Source organism: Thermoplasmata archaeon, assembly GCA_036395115.1.
Classification (GTDB): domain Archaea; phylum Thermoplasmatota; class Thermoplasmata; order RBG-16-68-12; family RBG-16-68-12; genus RBG-16-68-12.
The window spans coordinates 37,165-55,307 of record DASWDU010000005.1; the positions used below are offsets into that span (position 1 = coordinate 37,165).

Consider the following 18,143-nt stretch of genomic DNA (forward strand, 5'->3'; position numbering starts at 1 on the left):
GGGGCGGCAGGGTGCGGTCCGAGGTCCTGAAGGCGAAGGTCTGCCTCGTCGGCGACCTCGCCGTCGGCAAGACGTCCCTGATCCGGAGGTACGTCCTCGACGCGTTCGAGGACCGCTACCAGACGACGCTCGGCGCCAAGGTGACGAAGAAGGTCCTGCAGATCCCGATGCCCGAACAGGACGTCGACGCGCACATGGACCTGACGATCTGGGACATCATGGGTCAGCCGGGATTCCAGGAGCTCCTGCGCGAGGCCTACTTCTACGGCGCCCGGGGCGTCCTCGCCGTCGCCGACCTGACGCGCCGCAGCACGCTGATCGACCTGGCGGGCTGGATCGACGGCGTCGAGAAGGTCGTCGGCAAGGTGCCGGTGCTGATCGCGGTCAACAAGGCGGACCTCTCGGCCGATGCGGATTTCGGGGAGAGGGAGATCCGCAACGTCTCGGAGGCGTACGACGCCGACTTCATCCGGACGTCCGCGAAGACCGGCGCCGGCGTCGAAGCGGCGTTCGCGCGCCTCGGCGCCGTCGTCGCGCGGCACCAGCTGGAACGGGTGCCGGGAGAGGAGGAGTAGGGCCCGTTTCGCTTCGCCGGATGGAAGGTTGATATATATGGACCTCTAATGTCCAATTGGCCATGAGATGTCCAAGAGGAAGACCTACACGATCTTCCTATCCCTGGAGGACCGAATCGATGTCGATCTCGAGTTTGAAAGGAGGCCTCGCAACCAGCCACGGCTGTCCCGGTTCGCGATCACGTACTCCGCGCGAATCGCCGATCGCTGGAGGGAGATCGTCCGATACGACAACTTCCACGGCTACCTCCATCGCCAGAGGCTCTGGCGTTCGTCCCGACCGGAACCTCTCTCCGAGATGGAGCGGTTGCCCGCAGGCGACATCCTGGCGACCTGTCGGGATGACCTACGGCGAAACCGGCGGAGGAACCGAGCCTTGATGGAATCGGCGATCGAGGAGGACTGACATGGACAACACGGAGATGCAGCGTCGGATTGACGCCGCGTTCGAATTCATCGGCCGGGTGATGGAACGCCCCGATCGATTTCCCGATGAGGCGGTGCTGTTCCTCATGGATCCGGCCGAGGTCGCGTCCGTCATCACAAAGGAGCGGCTCCGCATCCTGGGAAAACTCGAAGAGGAGGACTATCCGAGCATCGTGGCTCTCGCCGACGCCCTCGGTCGGGACGTGAGTCGGGTTCGGAAGGATCTTCTGAGCCTGGAGCGCCTAGGACTCGTCAAGCTCTCGAAGTCCGGGAACCGCATTCGCGCGCGGCCAACCGCAACCGGAATCTACATTCCCCTCTTCTCCTCGAAGACGCCACGTACGGGCCCCACGACCGTGACCAAGACGGCTTCCGCGTAGCGAGCCTCCGGGTGGGTCCCAAGTGCGTCGCGGAACGAGGAGTATGGGTACGCTGGGATCGATTTGGCGCCCATCCCGACATGAAGCCTTTCCTGCACCAAGACTAAACGACCGCATTTAGAAGCGGGTCGTAGGGAACGGGGTGCGCAGGAGCCTTTCTTCCGCCGTGTGAAGGAATCCCCCGCGACGGAATGCGTCGGCGAGGTCGACCGCATCGAACACGGTCGCGATCTCGCCGGAGTCGAGCGCCTCGGCCGCCGTGTAGAGGACGTCTCGACCCTCCAAGTCGAAATGGGCTTCCGTCGCCCCCAACGACTCGACGTAACCGAGCCGGAACCGCTTGGCAACGAACAGCAGCTCGAGGCCTACGGAGAACGGGACGAGGAGCCGAGGGCGCGTATGCAGGTGCCGAAGCGCCCGCGCTCGGAGGGCATCGACGGGCTTGATCACCGCGAGGACCAGGTTCAGGTCCGCAGTGTCCGTCACCGACCCGCCTCGCGCTCCGCCTCGTCTTCCCCGGTGTCGTGAGCGCCGGGGGGAGCTTGCCTCGGTCCGGGAGCGTATCGGGCACCGGACGGAGGAGCACTCCATGCGGCGTCAGGATCTGGACGACCCGGTCCCGCAAGACCTTGCGGTAGGCCCGCCGAATCGTCAGCCGCCCGCGCTCATCCAAGCGCGTGCCATCGCCCATGGCTACGCGTAGACGTGGGTCATTCTTACATCTTGCCCACAGGACCGTGGATCGGGGCCATCACCGGGATGATTCAGGTTCGCTCCGAGCGAACGAGGCGACTGCGACGCCGAGTGGGATCGAATCGCTCTCTGCGAAACGAGAAGGAAAGGGTGGGCGTGCGCGATCGCACGCCCGTTGCCGCACACGTCTCACGGGCTGTCGCGGACCGTGAAGCTGACGGAAGCCGGCGAGCCGGCCGTGTCGAACGTCAGCGCGCCGTTCAGCGGCGTGTACGTCGACGCGAAGTCCGCGGTGATCGTCGAGCCGGCCGGAATGTCCGTGTACGTCACCTCGAGGACGAGCGTCACGGATTCTCCGGGCGCCAGGGCGATGCCCGACCAGGAGAGCGTGCAACCCACGAGGGTCGTGTCCGGAGACGACGTCGAACAGGCGATCGAGCCGCCGCCGAGGTTCGAGGCGCTCACGGCCAGGCTCCCGTAGACGAGGGCGTCCGCGGTGCCGAAGTTCTTCAGCGTCATCGTGTACGTCGCGATGCCCGATCCGAGGCCGTCGCCGTGGACGGTGTCCGTCGGCTCGTTCGAGAACCCGAACAGCGTCAGCTTGACGAACGGCCGGGTGATCTGCGTGTAGCACGTCGACTCCCCGAGGATGTGGTTCGTCAGGCCCGTCTCCGGGTCGATCTGCATGTCGACCGACACGGTGTTCGTGAGGGTGTCCGGATCGTTCGCGAGCACGACGCGCTGCGGGGTGACCTCGACGGTCGAGCCGATGCCCAGGGAGGCCGGGAACGTGCCCGTGATGTCGCCGAGCAGCGAGTCCTGGACCAAGTGGAAGTTCAGGGACACGTCGCCCGTGTTCACGATTCCGATCGCGTACGTGATCGTGTCGCCGATCGCGGCCGTTCCCGTGCACTCCTTCGTCACGGCGAAGCGCGGGTGCAGGAGGGTCGTCGTGAAGGACGCCTCCCGCGGGAACCTGTTGTCCAGGCCGGTCGCCGGGTCGATCTGGTACACGACGAACACGGTGTTCGTCAGCGAGTCCCCGGCGCCTTCGTCCGGCGTCACGGTGTGGCTCGCGAAGATCGTGCACGACGCACCGACGTCGAGGAACCGGCACTCGTCCGGGACCAAGAGTTCGCCGATGAGCGGATCCTCGATCGAGACGAGCATCAGCCCGACGTCCCCCTCGTTGCGGATCGTGATCACGTAGTCGATCGTGTCGCCCGTCTTGCCGAACGCGGAGCCGGTCTTCGTCACGGACAACGCGGGCTGCAGCAGGATCGTGGTCCACGACGCCGACGACGTGATGTCGTTCGTGAAGCCGAGCGGGTGGTAGTGCACCTCGACGGTGTTCACGAGCGGGCTCGTGTCGGTCGGCTGCACGACGTACGAGAAGTCGAAGCTCTCGCACGCGCCGGGCGCGAGGCTCGTCGAGAACGGCGGGCTCAAGGGGCCGAGGAGGCTGTCCAGGAAGCTGTCCAGGATCAGGTCCGGGCTGTCGGATGAACCGACGTTGCAGACCCGGATGTGGTAGACGGCCGTGTCGCCGACCTTGCTGAACTCGGGGCCGGTCTTCGCCACGAGCACACCGGGCTGGAACAGGTTGACGATCCACGAGGCCCGGGCCATCAAGTCGTTCGGGAAGCCGACCGGGCGGTAGTGGACCTCGACCGTGTTCACGAGCGGATCGGGGTCGGTTCCTTGGACCGTGTACGGATACGAGTGCGTCTCGCATTCGCCGGGGGCGAGGCTCTGCGTGAAGTCCGACGTCTTGTCGCCGAGCAGGCTGTCGAAGACGGACGTCGCGACGAGGTCCGGGCTGTCGAACGAGCCGTCGTTGCACACGCGGATCGTGTACGTCACGGTGTCGCCGGCCTTGCTGAGCTCGGGGCCCCTCTTCGTCACGCTGACGAGGGGCTGGAACAGGTTGACGGTCCACGAGTCCCGGTCCGCGATGTCGTTCGTGAAGCCGAACGGGTGGTAGTGCACCTCGACGATGTTCACGAGCGGATCCGGGTCGCCCGGTTGGACCGTGTAGTCGAACGAATGGGTCTCGCAGTCGGTCGGCGCGAGGCTCTGCGTGAACGAGGCGGTCAGATCCCCAAGCAAGCTGTCGTCGACGAGGTTCGGGATGAGCGCGGGGCTGTCGTCCGAGCCGGTGTTGCAGATCTGGATCGTGTATGTGACCGTGTCGCCGATCTTGCTCAGCGTCGGGCCGCTCTTCGTCACCGTGACGCGGGGCTGGAACAAGTTAACGGTCCACGAGTCCCGGTCCGCGATGTCGTTCTTGAAGCCGAGCGGATGGTAGTGCACCTCGACGATGTTCACGAGCGGATCCGGGTCATTGGGCTGGACCGTGTACGGGAACGTCCTCGTCTCGCAGGTTCCCGGAGCGAGGCTTGCCGAGAAGGAGCCCGAGAGGTCGCCGAGGAGGCTGTCCGCGAAGGAGTCCAACATCAGGTCCGGGCTGTCGCCCGAGCCATCGTCGCACACTCGGATCGTGTACGTCACGGTGTCGCCGGCCTTGCTGAGCTCGGGGCCCGTCTTGGTCACGCTGACGTGCGGCTGGAACAGGTTCACCGTGGCGAAGTCGGTGGCCATCAGGTTGTTGTCGAATCCTTCCGGATGGTAGTGCACCTCGACGATGTTCACGAGCGGATCCGCGTCGCCTTCGCGGACGACATACCGGTACGAGTGCGTCTCGCATTCGCCGGGGGCGAGGCTCATCGTGAAGTCCGCCGTCTTGTCGCCGAGGAGGCTGTCCATCACGGAGATCGCGACGATGTCCGGGCTATCGGCTGAGCCGGCGTTGCACACTTGGATCGTGTACACGATCGCGTCGCCGACCTTCGACAAGGTGACATCCGATGTCTTCTCGACGATCACGGCGGGCTGGAACAGGTTGACGCTCCATGAGTCTCGCGCCGTCAAGTCGTTCGGGAAGCCGAACGGGTGGTAGTGCACCTCGACGATGTTCACGAGCGGATCGGGGTCGCCCGGCTGGATCGTGTAGTCGAACGAGTGCGTCTCACAGGCGATCGGAACGAGACTTTGCGTGAACGAAGCCGTCAGGTCGCCCAGGACGTCGTCGAAGACGCTGTTCGGCAGGATCGGTGGGCTGTCCAGAGATCCGATGTTGCACACCGTGATCGTGTACCGCACCACGTCGCCGGCCTTGCTCAACGTAGGCCCGGTCTTCGTCACGCTGACGCGGGGCTGGAACAGGTTCACGGACCACGAGTCCCGGTCCGCGATGTCGTTCGTGAAGCCGAACGGGTGGTAGTGCACCTCGACGATGTTCACGAGCGGATCCGGGTCGCCCGGCTGGACCGTGTACGGGAAGTCGAAGGTCTCGCACGCGCCGGGCGCGAGGCTCGCCGAGAACGGCGGGCTCAGGCTGCCGAGCAGGCTGTCCGAGAACGAGTCCAGGATCAAGTCGGGGGTGTCGGACGATCCCGTGTTGCATACCGTGATCGTGTAGACAATTTCGTCGCCGGCCTTACTCAGCGTAGGCCCGGTCTTCGTCACCGTGACGCCGGGCGTGAACAGGTTCACGGACCATGAGTCGGACCCGAAGATGTCGTTCGTGAAGCCGTTGGGGTGGTAGTGCACGGTGATCGTGTTCACGAGCGGGTCCGGGTCCCCGGCCCGGACAACGTAGTCGTAGCTGACGACATCGCACGTGCCGGGCGCAAGGCTCGCCGAGAAGAGCCCCGTCACGTCCACGAGGGTGTCGACCGCGCTGTCCAGGATGAGGACCGGGCTGTCGGCGGAGCCGACGTTGCACACCTCGACCCTGTACGTGACCGTGTCGCCGACCTTGGAGAGGGAGGGCCCGGTCTTGTCGACCGTGATCCTGGGCTGGAACAGCTCGACGACCCACCTGGACGAACCGAAGACGCGATTGTCGAATCCTTCCGGATGGTAGAGGAGTTCAATCGTGTTCACGAGCGGGTCCGGAGAGCCCGGCGGGATCAGATACGTGTACGTGACCGTCTCACAGACGCCGTGGCCCAGGGTCGGCGAGAAGAGGCCCGTCACGTCCACGAGGCTGTCCGTGGCGCTGACGAGGATCAGGTCTGGACTGTCGTCGGAGCCGACGTTGCACACCCGTACCGTGTACGTGACCGTGTCGCCGACCTTGCTCAGTTCCGGTCCGAACTTCTCCACGGTGATTCCGACCGTGAACAGGTTCACGGACCATGAGTCGGACCCGAAGATGTCGTTTGTGAAGCCGTCGGGGTGATAGTGCACCGTGATCGTGTTCACGAGCGGGTCTCGGTCGCCGGCCTGCACGATGTAGTCGTATGTGACAATATCACAGGCGCCGGGCGCGAGGCTCAGCGCGAACAGGCCCGTCACGTCCACGAGGGTGTCGACCGCGCTGTCCAGGATGAGGACCGGGCTGTCGGCGGAGCCGACGTTGCACACCTCGACCCGGTACGTGACGGTGTCGCCGACCTTCGACAGAGAGGAGCCGGTCTTGTCGACCGTGATGCCCGGGGTGAACAGGTTCACGAGCCACCTCGAGGAGTCGGTGATGTCGTTCTCGAATCCGTCGGGATGGTAGTGGATCTCGATCGTGTTCACGAGCGGATCCGGCGAGCCGGATGGAATCGTGAAGGCGTACGTGATCGTCTCGCAGACGCCGGACGGGAGGGTCGGGGAGAGCAGGCCGGAGACGTCGCCCACGAGGCTGTCGATCGCGCGGTCGAGGACGAGGTCCGGGGCGTCCGTACTGCCCGTGTTGCACACCTCGACGGTGTACACGACCGTGTCGCCGACCTTGCTCAGCGTGGGGCCGGTCTTCGTCACGGTCAGTCCGGGCTGGAACAGGTTCACCGTGGCGGAGGCGGTGGCCATCAGGTTGTTGCTGAATCCCACCGGATGGTAGTGCACCGTGACCGTGTTCACGAGCGGGTCGGGATCGGCGGGTTGGACCGTGTACGCGTAGGTGTGGGATTCGCACGGACCGAACGGCGCGAGGCTCTGCGTGAAGTCCGCCGTCTTGTCGCCGAGGAGGCTGTCGAAGACGGAAATCGCGACCAGGTCTGGGCTGTCCGACGAGCCGATGCTGCACACCGTGATCGTGTACAGAATCGTGTCGCCGACCTTGGACAGGTCCACGTTCGCGGACTTGTAAACAATCACCGCGGGCTGGAACAGGTTCACGGACCACGAGGCCCGGGCCGTGATATCGTTCGGGAAGCCGAGCGGGTGATAGTGGACCGTCACGGTATTGTCGAGCGGGTCCGGATCGCCGATCTGAATCGTGTACGGGAAGTCGTGGCTCTCACACACGCCGGATGCGAGGCTCGAGGCGAAGGAGCTCGTCAGGGAGCCGAGGATGGTGTCCGCGACGCTGTCCAGAATCAGGATCGGACTGTCCGAAGATCCGATGTTGCACACTTGGATGGTGTACACGACCTCGTCGCCGGCCTTGCTCAGCCTCGGGCCCGTCTTCGTGAGGGTAATGGCGGGCTGGAAGAGGTTGATGCTCCACTGGGCGCGGTCCGTGATGTCGTTCGGGAAGCCGTCCGGGTGGTAGTGGACCTCGACGACATTCACGAGCGGATCGGGATCGCTCGGCTGGATCGTGTAGTCGAACGTGTGCGTCTCGCAATCGGTGGGCCCTAGGGATTCGGTGAAGGAGCTCGTCAGATCCCCGAGGACGTTGTCGACCACGCTGACCGGGATGAGTGCGGGGCTGTTGGCCGAGCCCACGTTGCACACCATGATCGTGTACGTGACCGCGTCGCCGACCTTGGACAGCGTCGGGCCGGACTTCGTCACGTCGATGGCTGGGTGGAACAGGTGGGTGACGTGGGTATCGGTGACGACCTTGGCCACTCCCGTGAGGTCGGCGTTCGCCTTGTACGTGGCCGTCACCTTGTTCGTGAGGGTGTCTTGGGCCCCCTCCGTCGGCGTGATGACGTGCTCGGCGACGATCGTACAGGAAGAGTGGGGCCCTAGGGAGGCACCGCAGGTGCTGCTGATGACCTCGGGGTTAGAGAGCTCGAGGATTCCGATCACATCGTCCACGATGCTCTGCTTGTAAAGGGTCGCCGTACCGTTGTTGCGGATCGTGAATGTGAAGACGGCCGTGTCGCCCGTCTTGCTGAGCTCCGGCCCGGTCTTTTCGATCGAAAGCTTGCAGACGTCGAACGGCTGGGGTCCCGCGAAGTCCTTCAGTTCCGCGGTGAACGACTGGGAGCTTCGAGTCTTGCCCATGATCGACGTGAGGCACGGCCGGTTACCGATGAGCCCTTGCACGTCGAGCCCGAACTCCGTGAAGGCGTTCGTTGGCAGGGTCGTGATGACGGCGCCGTGACGATCGTAGTTGGGCCAGGCGCCTCCGTCGATCGGACCGCCGTTGTTGAAGGCGCACGCCGTGTCGGCGGTGTTGCAACCCTCCCCAGTGAGGGTGACGATGGGCGCGCCATACGAGGAGCCCAACCATTCGCGGACCGTCATGGAGCCGAACGATCCGCCGACCTTGAAGTCCATGGACACGATGACGTCACCAATTTCCCGGGCGCCAGAGAAGTGGCATCCGTTGTCCCTGTCGACGGTATTGTTCTGGCAGAGGCCCGTGGCATTGTTCCTGCCGTCGAGCCCGATCTGATCCTGAAACAATTCGACGTCGACGTGGCTGTCGCCGCTCGGGTCGAGGCGCTCGAAGCCTGCATAGATGATCAGGTGATTTGCGAATTGACCGGAAGTAGGCACGGTTGCGTACGCGTATACGTTGACCAGATCGTCCTTCGCCGGGACGTTGCCCTCATCCCAGTGCCAGGTGTCGCCAGGAGGCGCGATCTTGTCGTTGTTCTTGTTTGAGCCGCCGGCCCCGGAGAAGGTCGTGCGGTCGGTGGAGCCGCTCTGCGAGGTGTCGTCCTTGAGGAATGAAGCGGCGAGGCCACCGTAGGGGGCGAGGCTTTTATTGGATCCGTCCGCGTTGAAGATGTCGTTCCAATCGGGTCCATTCGCCGCATCGCCGTCGCCCAGGATATTCGTCCTCCCCGATTCGTCGGTGGCCTTGCCGGGGCCGAGCTCGAAGTAACCGTCGTCATGAACCGCGGTGAGGATGGGCGCAAGGGGCGTGAGTGCCATGACGCCGATCAACACGACCGCGAATGCAATCGTGATCGCCGAGTGCCTCCGTCGAGCAGGCTGCGCGACGCCGCTAGGACGACTCGATCCGAGAGAGGGAGAAACAGGGCGGACCCCTCGAACCCGATGGACGGGACGGACGGCGGGCGTCGGCGCGACGGACGAAGTGCTTTCAACAGCTACTCCTCGGGCGGAGGACGCCGATTCTTCCACGGAGGGTGCGGAAGCGACTGGCGCCATCCCCGGATTCTCTCCCGTGTTTTCTCCCCTCGCGTCCGCGACGCCTGCGAGGACGCTCCGAAGGAGCTCGACCTCCAGTCGCCGCATCTCGGCGAGAGCCTCTTCATCCCGGCGCGCGGCTGCGAGCCAGCGCGTGCGCTGGATCCGAGCGAGGAGGGTGTCCGTGGGGACGTCATACACCGCCGAGGCCTGGTACAGCGATCGCACCCGCTTCGCCGTCTCGAGCAATCGTTCCCTCGACCGCAAGACGGCCGAGGCGTCGGTCAACCACGCGACACTGTCGTTCGATGGGACGTTTTCATCTGACATCCTAGAAAGCCTCCTTCAACCTGATGAGATGGGCAGAAGCCCTTCGCGACTCCGGATGTTGCATCGGCTATATTCCGGCTGTGGAACAGTTTTTGCGGAATTTTCAGCGGACTCGATTCGCCGCGCAACGGGCGACCTCTGCGCCAATTTCGGCGGCGGGAATTACACTCCGACGAAGCGACGATCGCGCTCCGTCCGACTCCCCGGAACGCCCGCTCGAAAAGGCCTTCGAAGCCAAACGCCAACGCAAGAATGCCCGCGCCATGACGCAGCTATGTAGCCCGACGACGCGCGAACGGTCTGCGGCGATTACGGTACCGTAATCGGCACAATTCCGGTATCGATTTCAGTTCTCAGCGCAACTGATTCTCACCGGCCGCGGGTTTGCTCCGACCCGTTAAGTTGTGGGACCAACGATGGTGACCGCCTTGGGGCCCCCGAACGGGGCCCCCAAGCCATGCCGGGCGCTGCCCATGTACACCGTTCGTCGGTCCGCGGTGCGAGCATCCATCCTCGCGTTCATCGTGTGTGCCGGGGCACTGTTGGCCCCCCTGCTGGCCCGAGCGAGCGGGTCGGGGTCCATTCCTCCGACGTTCAGCGGGGACCCTGCGGGCTCCTACATCAACGTGAACGGCTTTCACTTCGATCCGCTCCTCAGTCCGCCGGAATCTCCGGAAGCGCTTCGATATGAACGCGTGCCCCCCGGCGAATCGGCGTACTACCTGTTGCAACTCGAGCCTCCGATCACGGCCGCGATGAAGGCGAGGCTCGCCTCCGAAGGATTCGCCCTCCTCTACTACGTGAGCTTCAACGCATTCGTCGTCCGGGCGAGCCCGTCGGACGCGGTGAGGGCCCGCGACATCCCAGGAGTCCGATGGATCGGCCTGTACGAACCGGCGTTCAAGCTGAGCGCGCACCTCGCCGAGGTCGATTTCCAATCGACGTATGGCGAAACCGCCACCAGCGATGCGGCATCCGCGCCCGACGCGGCGTGGGTCGCATGGTCCGATCCATCCGCCGAGATCGCGGCGGGAGGGCCCCTGTCCGATGGGTCGACGTCGCCCCGGCTTCGCGTGACCGTCCTCCCGTTCGAGGTCTCCCGGGTGCTCCGGGTGGCGGCTGCGATCGACTCGCTCGGAGGGTCGCGCATCACGTGGTCCGATGCGTCGTCCGGCATCGTCCGCGCGGAGATCGGACGGGATGCGCTCGTGGCGCTCGCTCGAACCCCCGACGTCATGTGGATCGACCGGGAGCTCCGGCCGCGGACCCTCAATGACATCGCGCGATGGGTGATCGAGAGCGGGAACGGGACGTCGCATGCGGCGCCGCTCCACGACCACGGCCTCTTCGGCACGGGGGAGATCGTCACGGTGGGCGACACGGGCCTCGACTACCAGCACGACGCCTTCGAGGACCCGTCCAACGCGACGCCCGGACCCGATCACCGCAAGGTCACCGCGTACTACACGCCCTCGGACGCGCGAGGCGACGGCACGGACAACGGGATCAACCACGGCACGCACGTGGCCGGCACCGTCGCCGGGGACGACGGCGTGTGGCACGTGTACGACGGCGACGCGACCGGATCCAACGGCACGGCGGGACCGCACGACGGCCAGGCGTTCGACGCGACGTTGCAGATCCAGGACCTATCCACCGACGGCACGTTCATCTTCCCGCCGTCCGACCTCCACGACATGTATCAAGCGGCGGCGGATCGCGGGTCCTACATCCACACGAACAGTTGGGGCTCGTGCTGCAGCGATTACATCGTGGAGGCGTCCGAGACGGACGACTTCGTCTGGACCCACCCGGACTTCGTCGTCCTGTACGCGGCGGGCAACTCGGGGCCGTCCTCCTCGACGATCAACCCGTACGCGGTCGCGAAGAACGCCATCGCGGTCGGCGCGAGCCAGAACGGTCCGAACCGGGAGAAGATGGCGTCCTTCAGCAGCCGAGGCCCCGCGGGCGACGGGCGCCTGAAGCCGGACGTCCTCGCGCCCGGCGTCGCGATCTGGTCGGCGCACGGGTGCGATCCGAGCGGGCAGTGCGACGATTACGCGCAACTGAGCGGCACGAGCATGGCGACGCCCACCGCCGCGGGGGCCGTCGCGCTCCTCCGGCAGTACTACGTGGACGGCTGGTATCCGACGGGCACGCGGCAGTCCGCCGACGGGTTCGTCCCGTCCGCCGCGCTCCTGAAGGCGACGTTGATCAACGGCGCGGCCGAGATCACGGGGACCGGCGCGTACGACAACGGCGAGGCGCGCTATCCGAACGACAACCAGGGATGGGGCCGCATCCTCCTCGATGATGGGATTTTCTTTCAGGGGGATTCGCGGCGGCTGTTCACCGACGACCACCGGATCGGCGTGAACACGGGCGATTCCGTGATGTATCAGCTCGCGATCGGGGATGCCTCGGTGCCCGTCGAGGTGACGCTCGTCTGGAGCGACTATCCCGGGGCGCCGATGTCGACCCCGAACCTCGTGAACGACCTCGACCTCGTCGTCATCGCTCCGGACGGCACGATCTTCGCGGGGAACCAGTTCACCGGCTACAACCCGGGGGAATCGACGCCGAACCCGGGCGGCTCGGATCGCCTGAACAACGTCGAAGGCGTCCTCGTGCGGAGCGGTGTCCAAGCGGGCATCTGGACCGTCCGCGTCTCGGCGTACAACGTGCCGCAGGGACCGCAGCCCTACGCCTTGGTCGTCACGGGCGGCATCTCGCAGCACCGCGGGTTCGTACGGATGGACCGGAACCACTACCAATCGACCGCCTGGGTCGGCATCGAGGTCATCGACCCGGACCTGAACGTCGACCCGAACGCGCCGGACACCACCACGGCCTCGATGACGAGCACCACGGAGACGACGCCGGAGACCGTGACCTTGACCGAGACGGGCGCGTCGACCGCGATCTTCACCGGATCGATCCAGCTGCAAAACAGCGGCCTACCGACGAACGACGGCCGGCTCCAAGTGCGCAACGGGGACACGATCACGGCGGCGTACTACGACGCGGACGACGGGACGGGCGGAGCCGGCAACGTCTACGACGACGCGACGGTCGACGACACGCTGCCCGTCATCTCGGGCATCGCCGCCGACGGCCTGCGGTTCTTCCGCGTGACGATCGGCTGGACGACCGACGAGGCGAGCGACTCCGTCGTCTACTGGGGCGCCGGCTCGCCGTCGATCCGTCAAGCGGACGCCGCACGCGTGACGAACCACTCGCTCGTCCTCGCGGGGCTCACGCAATCGACGACGTACTCGTATTACGTTCTGTCCACGGACGAAGCGGGCAACACGGCGCGGGCGGATAACGGGAGCGCGTACTACACGTTCCGCACACCGGCGAGGCCGCCCGACTCGCCGCCCTCGGCGGAGTGGCCGCAGTTCCACGCGAACCGCGAGCGGGGTGGCGTGAATCCGACGCCGTACGCGTTGCCGCTGACGGCCCGATGGAACACGACGGCCGGCGGCTCCCGGATCCACTGGAGCGCCCCCGTCATCGACGATCACACAGTCTTCTATACGGAAAGGGAAGGGACGGTGACCGCGCTCGACCTCGGGACCGGCGCGGTCGCATGGCGGGTGTTCCTGGGGGATTTCGGCTACGTGCACGGCACGCCGGCGCTCGATGGGGGCACGGTGTACGTCGCCCTCGTCACGGGAAGCGGGGCGGCCGTGACGTTGTACGCGCTCGATGAGGCGAGCGGCGCGGTCCTCTGGAAACGCACCGCCCCGGCCGTCGGCGCGTCCGCCTTCACGACGCCGGCCGTGGATGGGACGTCCGTCTATTGGACGGACAACAGCGGGAAGAAACTCCATGCGACCGATGTGGCGACCGGGACCGACCGCTGGACGTACGCGATGCCCGACAAGGGATTCCAGGGCCCGACCGTCTGGGCGGGCATCGTCTTCGTCACGGATGCCCTCGGGGACATCATCGCGGTCGACGGGTCGACGGGGATGGAGTTCTGGCGGTCGCGGGTCGGCTCCCCGATCACATCGGCGCCGACCCTGGCGGACGGCGTCCTGTACGTCGGCGACTACTCGGGATCCGTGTACGCGTTCGACCCGCTGACCGGGGCGCGGCTGTGGAAGGCCCCGCAACTGGGGAAGGTCGTCGACGTCGCGTCGCCCGTCGTCGCCGCGGGGCGTGTCTACGTGGGCGTGTTCGCGAATGAGACGGGCGCGGGACGGATGTACGCGCTCGATGCCGCGACGGGGCGCGTGGTCTGGCAATCCTTCATGGCGAAAGGCCCGGTCGGCGCTTCGGCAGCGTACGACAACGGCACCGTCTTCCTCGCGGCATGGGATGGGAAGCTATACGCATGGGACGGCGCGACCGGGCGGCTCCTCCAGCAGTCGCTCGTCTCCCCGGCGGGCAGCACGTCGTCCGTCGCCATCGGGGACGGCTATCTCGTCGTGGGCGATGAATCCGGGAAGGTGAGCGCCTACGGATTCGTCGGGGGCGGTTCGGTCCGTCGCGTGGACGTCACGCCCGCCTCCGTGGACGTCGCCATAGGCGGATCCGCCGCGCTGACCGCACGCGCATATGACGCCTTCGAGAATCTCGTCGGGGGCGCTTCGTTCGCTTGGTCCAGCGAGGCCGGACTGGGTACCGTAACGCCGGCCACGCCGTCGGGCGATGCGGCGGTCTACGGAGCCGGCATGACCTCGGGGACGGACACGGCCGCCGCGACGACCGCCGGATTCACCGGACGAGCGACGGTGAACATCGTGCCGGGAAGCCTCGCCGAAATCGAGGTGAGCCCGGCGACCGTCTCGGTATCGGCCGGAGGAACCGCACAGTTCACCGCGACGGGTCGCGACCGTTACGGCAATGCGGTGGCGCTCTCCGCCGTCACGTGGGCGGTCGGCGGCGGCATCGGCACGGTCGACGCGGCCGGGCGATTCACCGCCGGGATGAGCGTCGGCAACGGTACCCTAACGGCGATGAGCGGAGGCCTCTCCGGCACCGCCACGGTGCGCGTGGTCTCGGCGGCGCTCGCGTCGATCGCCCTCTCGCCACCAACGATCGACGTCGAGGCGGGCGCCACGGTGGTGTTGCACGCCCTCCCCGAAGACGCATTCGGGAATCCCGTCGAGGACGTCACGATCGTTTGGACCCCTACCGCGGGGGACGTCTCGCCGATCGACGGTCGCGGGATGTATGCGACGTACCGTGCGCCCGTCTCCGCGATGACGGCCTCCGTGACCCTCGCCTCGGGATCCGTCTCGAACACGTTCCCGATCCGCGTCGTCAGCGGCACATTGGAACGGGTCATCGTCATGCCGGCGCCGGTCACGGTCCGGCTCGGAAGTGCCGTCGAACTGGAGGCGCTCGCACTCGACCGGTACGGCAACGTCCTGGGCAACGTGACGTTTGCCTGGTCGTCGACGATCGGCTCGCTCGAAATCTCGCCGGACGGCCGGAGCGCCACCCTCACGAGCGGCGACCACACGGGGAGCGGGACGCTGACCGTCGTCGCGGGCCCGAGGTCCGCGACGGTCGACGTGACGGTCGTCGAGGCGGGATTCCCACCCGAGCGGATCCTCGGGATGCCGACGGCGCTGCTCTTGCTCGTCGTGGCGGCTCTCCTGGCCGCCACGGTGCTCGTGCTGACGTCGAAGAACCGGCGGCTCGCGCGACGCCTCGAGCAGGGCGCGCCCGCCCAAGCCGCGGAACCGGAGAAAGCGTCGGGGGACGAAGAACTCGACGAGCCCATCGAAGACTATCCGACGTAGGGTTCCGTCCGCGGAAACCGGTAGGTTTACGGTACCCTGAACGCATCCCTATCCACGGCAACTCACGCGGTTTGTCCACTCTGCGGCAAGTCCTCGAGCCTCCAATCGTTCCCCTCCGGGAGCGGCACCGATATCTCGCTCCAGTCGTTCCGCGGGAAAGGACGCGGGCTCGGATTCGAGGCGATCCGCGAGGGCTCGGGTATGGACGACCCGATGTTGGCGATGGCGGTCCGCGACAAGCTCCAAACGATTGCGCGGGAGTTGGATGCGCACGGATTCCCGGTCGTGGATCCTTCCCTGGCGGACGCGCGCTCCGAGGCGGTGGCCCTCCGCGATCGCACCGCGACCCTCGAGCAGGAACTGGATTTTGAGCGGAAGTCCCGCGACCCGCTCGAGGTCCGCGTCAAGGAGCTTACCGCCGAACTGGAGCGGGACCGTCAGTGGCGGCTCAACACGCTCGCGCGCGTCCTCAAACTGTCGGCGCAGCTCGACCGGGCGAAGGCGACGCAGGAACAGCTGTTCGCGGCGTCGCGTCAGTGCATCGTGAGCTTGCGCGCGATGCGGCAGCAGCTGAGGGGCGTGCCGTTCGCGGCGCGGTCGATGTCTCCCCTCGTGCACGATGTAAAAGGGCTCGTCGACCTGATTCAGGAGTTGCGCTCTCTCTCGTCGATCCGCTCCGCGGCGGACGATTTCGTCACCCGGTAGCGGCGATTTTGCGACGAGACGAGCCCTTTCTGCTCCAGGCGGCGGAGATGATAGGCCGCGAGCTGTCGCGTGATCCCGAGGGCCGACGCGATCCGCGTCGCCGTGCTCTCGCCGCTGCGGTTCAACGCGCTCCAAATGCGGAGTCGCAGGTCGCGGAAGCCCCAGTGCTTCCCGAACAGGTCGTTCTTCGCGAGCTGTTCCGGATTTCCCGCGACGTAGTAGCGGGACCGGCCGTCCGCCTTTCGCTCGTACACGAGGCCGTCCCGCACCATGATCTGGAGGTGATGGCGCGCCGTCCCCACGCCGATGCCGAGGGAGCGCACGATCGAGCGGAAGTGGTCCCCCGGGAGGAGGAGCAGGTGCTCGTACACCCGGCGGCGCGTGCCCTGCTCGAGTCGCCGACGGGCCCCGACTTGGCGGGACGATGCGGTCCCCTTGGTCGAACGTGCCGGATTCGCGGCCGTCTCCCTGCCGGCGGAAGCTCCGTGGCGCCGGACCGGTGGATTTCCCTGCATGCTCTGCGCTTACCCCGGGGTCACTCCCTGACGACGATCGACGCGCGGGACCGCGGTTCTGCGGACGCACGCTGGGACTCCTTCCGCACGATCCTCCGAGCCACCTGCCGCAGGAACCCCTCGGTCGCGGACTTGGGGGCCACGAGGATGAGTTCGTCGATCCCGAACTTCGTCGCCAGGAGGCGCCGGGACTCCGTCTCCACGACGACCTCTGATGGGCTCGGGTCTCCGAGCGTCTCGGCGATCGTCTGGATCGAGGCGAACATCGTCGCCGCCATCACCGTGATCACGTTGTGCGGCACGGCGGTCCGCGTCCAGCCTGCGACGAGCACTCCGGTCTGACGCAACAGCAGTGCGGCGTCGAGCGGACCGTCCGGATCGACGATCGACAAGATGGATGCACCACGCTCTTCCAAATGGCCCATGACTCAGAACCCTCCCCTAGACGGCTTCCCCGACGACTTCCCGGAGTGGTATTGAGAAGGATGGATAAAAAGAATTTGTTCATTCGACTGCGAACCGCGTCGCGAGGCGGCGCGGTCCCGTCGTCGCATTACCCTCGATTTTGAACAGACGACGCGACCTCTCGGCCCCGTCGAGGTTTCCTACAGAGGCTTGATCGGCCTCGATATCGCGATCGCCGTGACGGTCCAGGCGACCAAGACCGGCCAGCCGTAGGCCAAGAACAGGATGAGCGTCGTGTTGAGCTGGTAGTTCCACCTCGCGAAGCCGTCCACGGCCGGGAGCATCACCGAAGCGATCGCCCCGAAGACGATCGCGGCAGCGACGGCGGGGGCGATGGCCCACCGGACCCCGGCGAGGCTTTGCCGCACCGCGAATCGCTCGCTCACGAGCTCCCGGATGAGGCTGCGGGCCTCCTGCATCGTCGGCACGCCCGGTCGCCGAGTCACCGGCATCGGTGTACGTACCTCCACGACGGCGACGTCGCGCTCCATCGTGCCCAGCGTCGCGTCGAGCTCGGCATCGACATCCCGGTCGGCCACGGCGGAGAACCTCATCTCGGCTCGAGCGGATCCGCGGACCACGGCGATCCGTTCGTCCAGCCTCGCGACCTCACGGCCGATCGAGGCGACGTGGAGCGATGCGGCGATCGCCAAGCCGAGGACGAGCAGGACCGAGCCGATGAGCGTGACCACGTACGACTGTGACGCGACGGAGGGCGTGAACCATTCACCGCCAGTCCCGAGCGCCGTCGCCAACGCGAGGACTGCGATCAAGACCAGGGTGGCGACGAACGCAATCGTCACTACTGCTACACGCTTCCCGGCCAACGCGACCCTCTCCCCTGCGTGAGCAGTAGGCTCTTGCTACATGATAGTCCTTTCGGCGATGGACGGGCCCTCTCGCCCCTCGCTGTTGAGGGGTCGACCCCGCACCAAAATAAGGGTCCGGATCGGGAATCCGGTCATT

At 66.2% G+C, this 18,143-nt stretch carries 10 protein-coding genes; 5 read left to right on the forward strand and 5 right to left on the reverse strand.

Going from position 1 to position 18,143, the window contains the following annotated elements:
- Positions 1-11: 11 nt before the first annotated feature.
- The 3 genes from VF992_00970 (at position 12) to VF992_00980 (ending at position 1,381) form a co-directional block, all read left to right on the forward strand.
- On the forward strand, positions 12-575 hold the full coding sequence (locus VF992_00970) for a Rab family GTPase (GenBank protein ID HEX9339735.1): 564 nt from the start codon (positions 12-14) through the stop codon (positions 573-575).
- A gap of 67 nt (positions 576-642) precedes the next feature.
- A complete protein-coding gene (locus VF992_00975; GenBank protein ID HEX9339736.1) occupies positions 643-981 on the forward strand; it encodes a hypothetical protein in 339 nt (112 codons plus the stop codon).
- A gap of 1 nt (position 982) precedes the next feature.
- Positions 983-1,381, forward strand: a complete 399-nt coding sequence (locus VF992_00980) for a hypothetical protein (GenBank protein HEX9339737.1) — start codon at positions 983-985, stop codon at positions 1,379-1,381.
- A 117-nt stretch (positions 1,382-1,498) separates the two neighbouring features.
- On the opposite strand, the gene VF992_00985 is transcribed toward VF992_00980, so the two are convergent.
- Positions 1,499-1,867, reverse strand: coding sequence for a hypothetical protein (locus tag VF992_00985; GenBank protein ID HEX9339738.1), 369 nt, complete (start codon positions 1,865-1,867; stop codon positions 1,499-1,501).
- A 396-nt stretch (positions 1,868-2,263) separates the two neighbouring features.
- Positions 2,264-9,733, reverse strand: coding sequence for a hypothetical protein (locus tag VF992_00990; GenBank protein HEX9339739.1), 7,470 nt, complete (start codon positions 9,731-9,733; stop codon positions 2,264-2,266).
- Positions 9,734-10,230: 497 nt separating this feature from the next.
- On the opposite strand from VF992_00990, the gene VF992_00995 reads away from it, so the two are divergent.
- Positions 10,231-15,492, forward strand: a complete 5,262-nt coding sequence (locus VF992_00995; protein HEX9339740.1) for a PQQ-binding-like beta-propeller repeat protein — start codon at positions 10,231-10,233, stop codon at positions 15,490-15,492.
- A 201-nt stretch (positions 15,493-15,693) separates the two neighbouring features.
- Positions 15,694-16,197 (forward strand): hypothetical protein, encoded by a 504-nt coding sequence (locus tag VF992_01000; protein HEX9339741.1) that lies wholly within the window; start codon positions 15,694-15,696, stop codon positions 16,195-16,197.
- Here the strand turns inward: VF992_01000 and VF992_01005 are convergent.
- The 3 genes from VF992_01005 to VF992_01015 form a co-directional block, all read right to left on the reverse strand.
- The gene (locus tag VF992_01005) at positions 16,137-16,712 is read right to left on the reverse strand and encodes a helix-turn-helix domain-containing protein (protein HEX9339742.1); all 576 of its coding nucleotides are present in this window, start codon (positions 16,710-16,712) and stop codon (positions 16,137-16,139) included. The two genes, VF992_01000 and VF992_01005, sit on opposite strands and share 61 nt — an antisense overlap.
- Positions 16,713-16,732: 20 nt before the next feature.
- Complete coding sequence (locus VF992_01010; GenBank protein HEX9339743.1) at positions 16,733-17,137, reverse strand: hypothetical protein; 405 nt, start codon at positions 17,135-17,137, stop codon at positions 16,733-16,735.
- Positions 17,138-17,317: 180 nt separating this feature from the next.
- Positions 17,318-18,004, reverse strand: a complete 687-nt coding sequence (locus tag VF992_01015; protein ID HEX9339744.1) for a hypothetical protein — start codon at positions 18,002-18,004, stop codon at positions 17,318-17,320.
- Positions 18,005-18,143 lie beyond the last annotated feature (139 nt).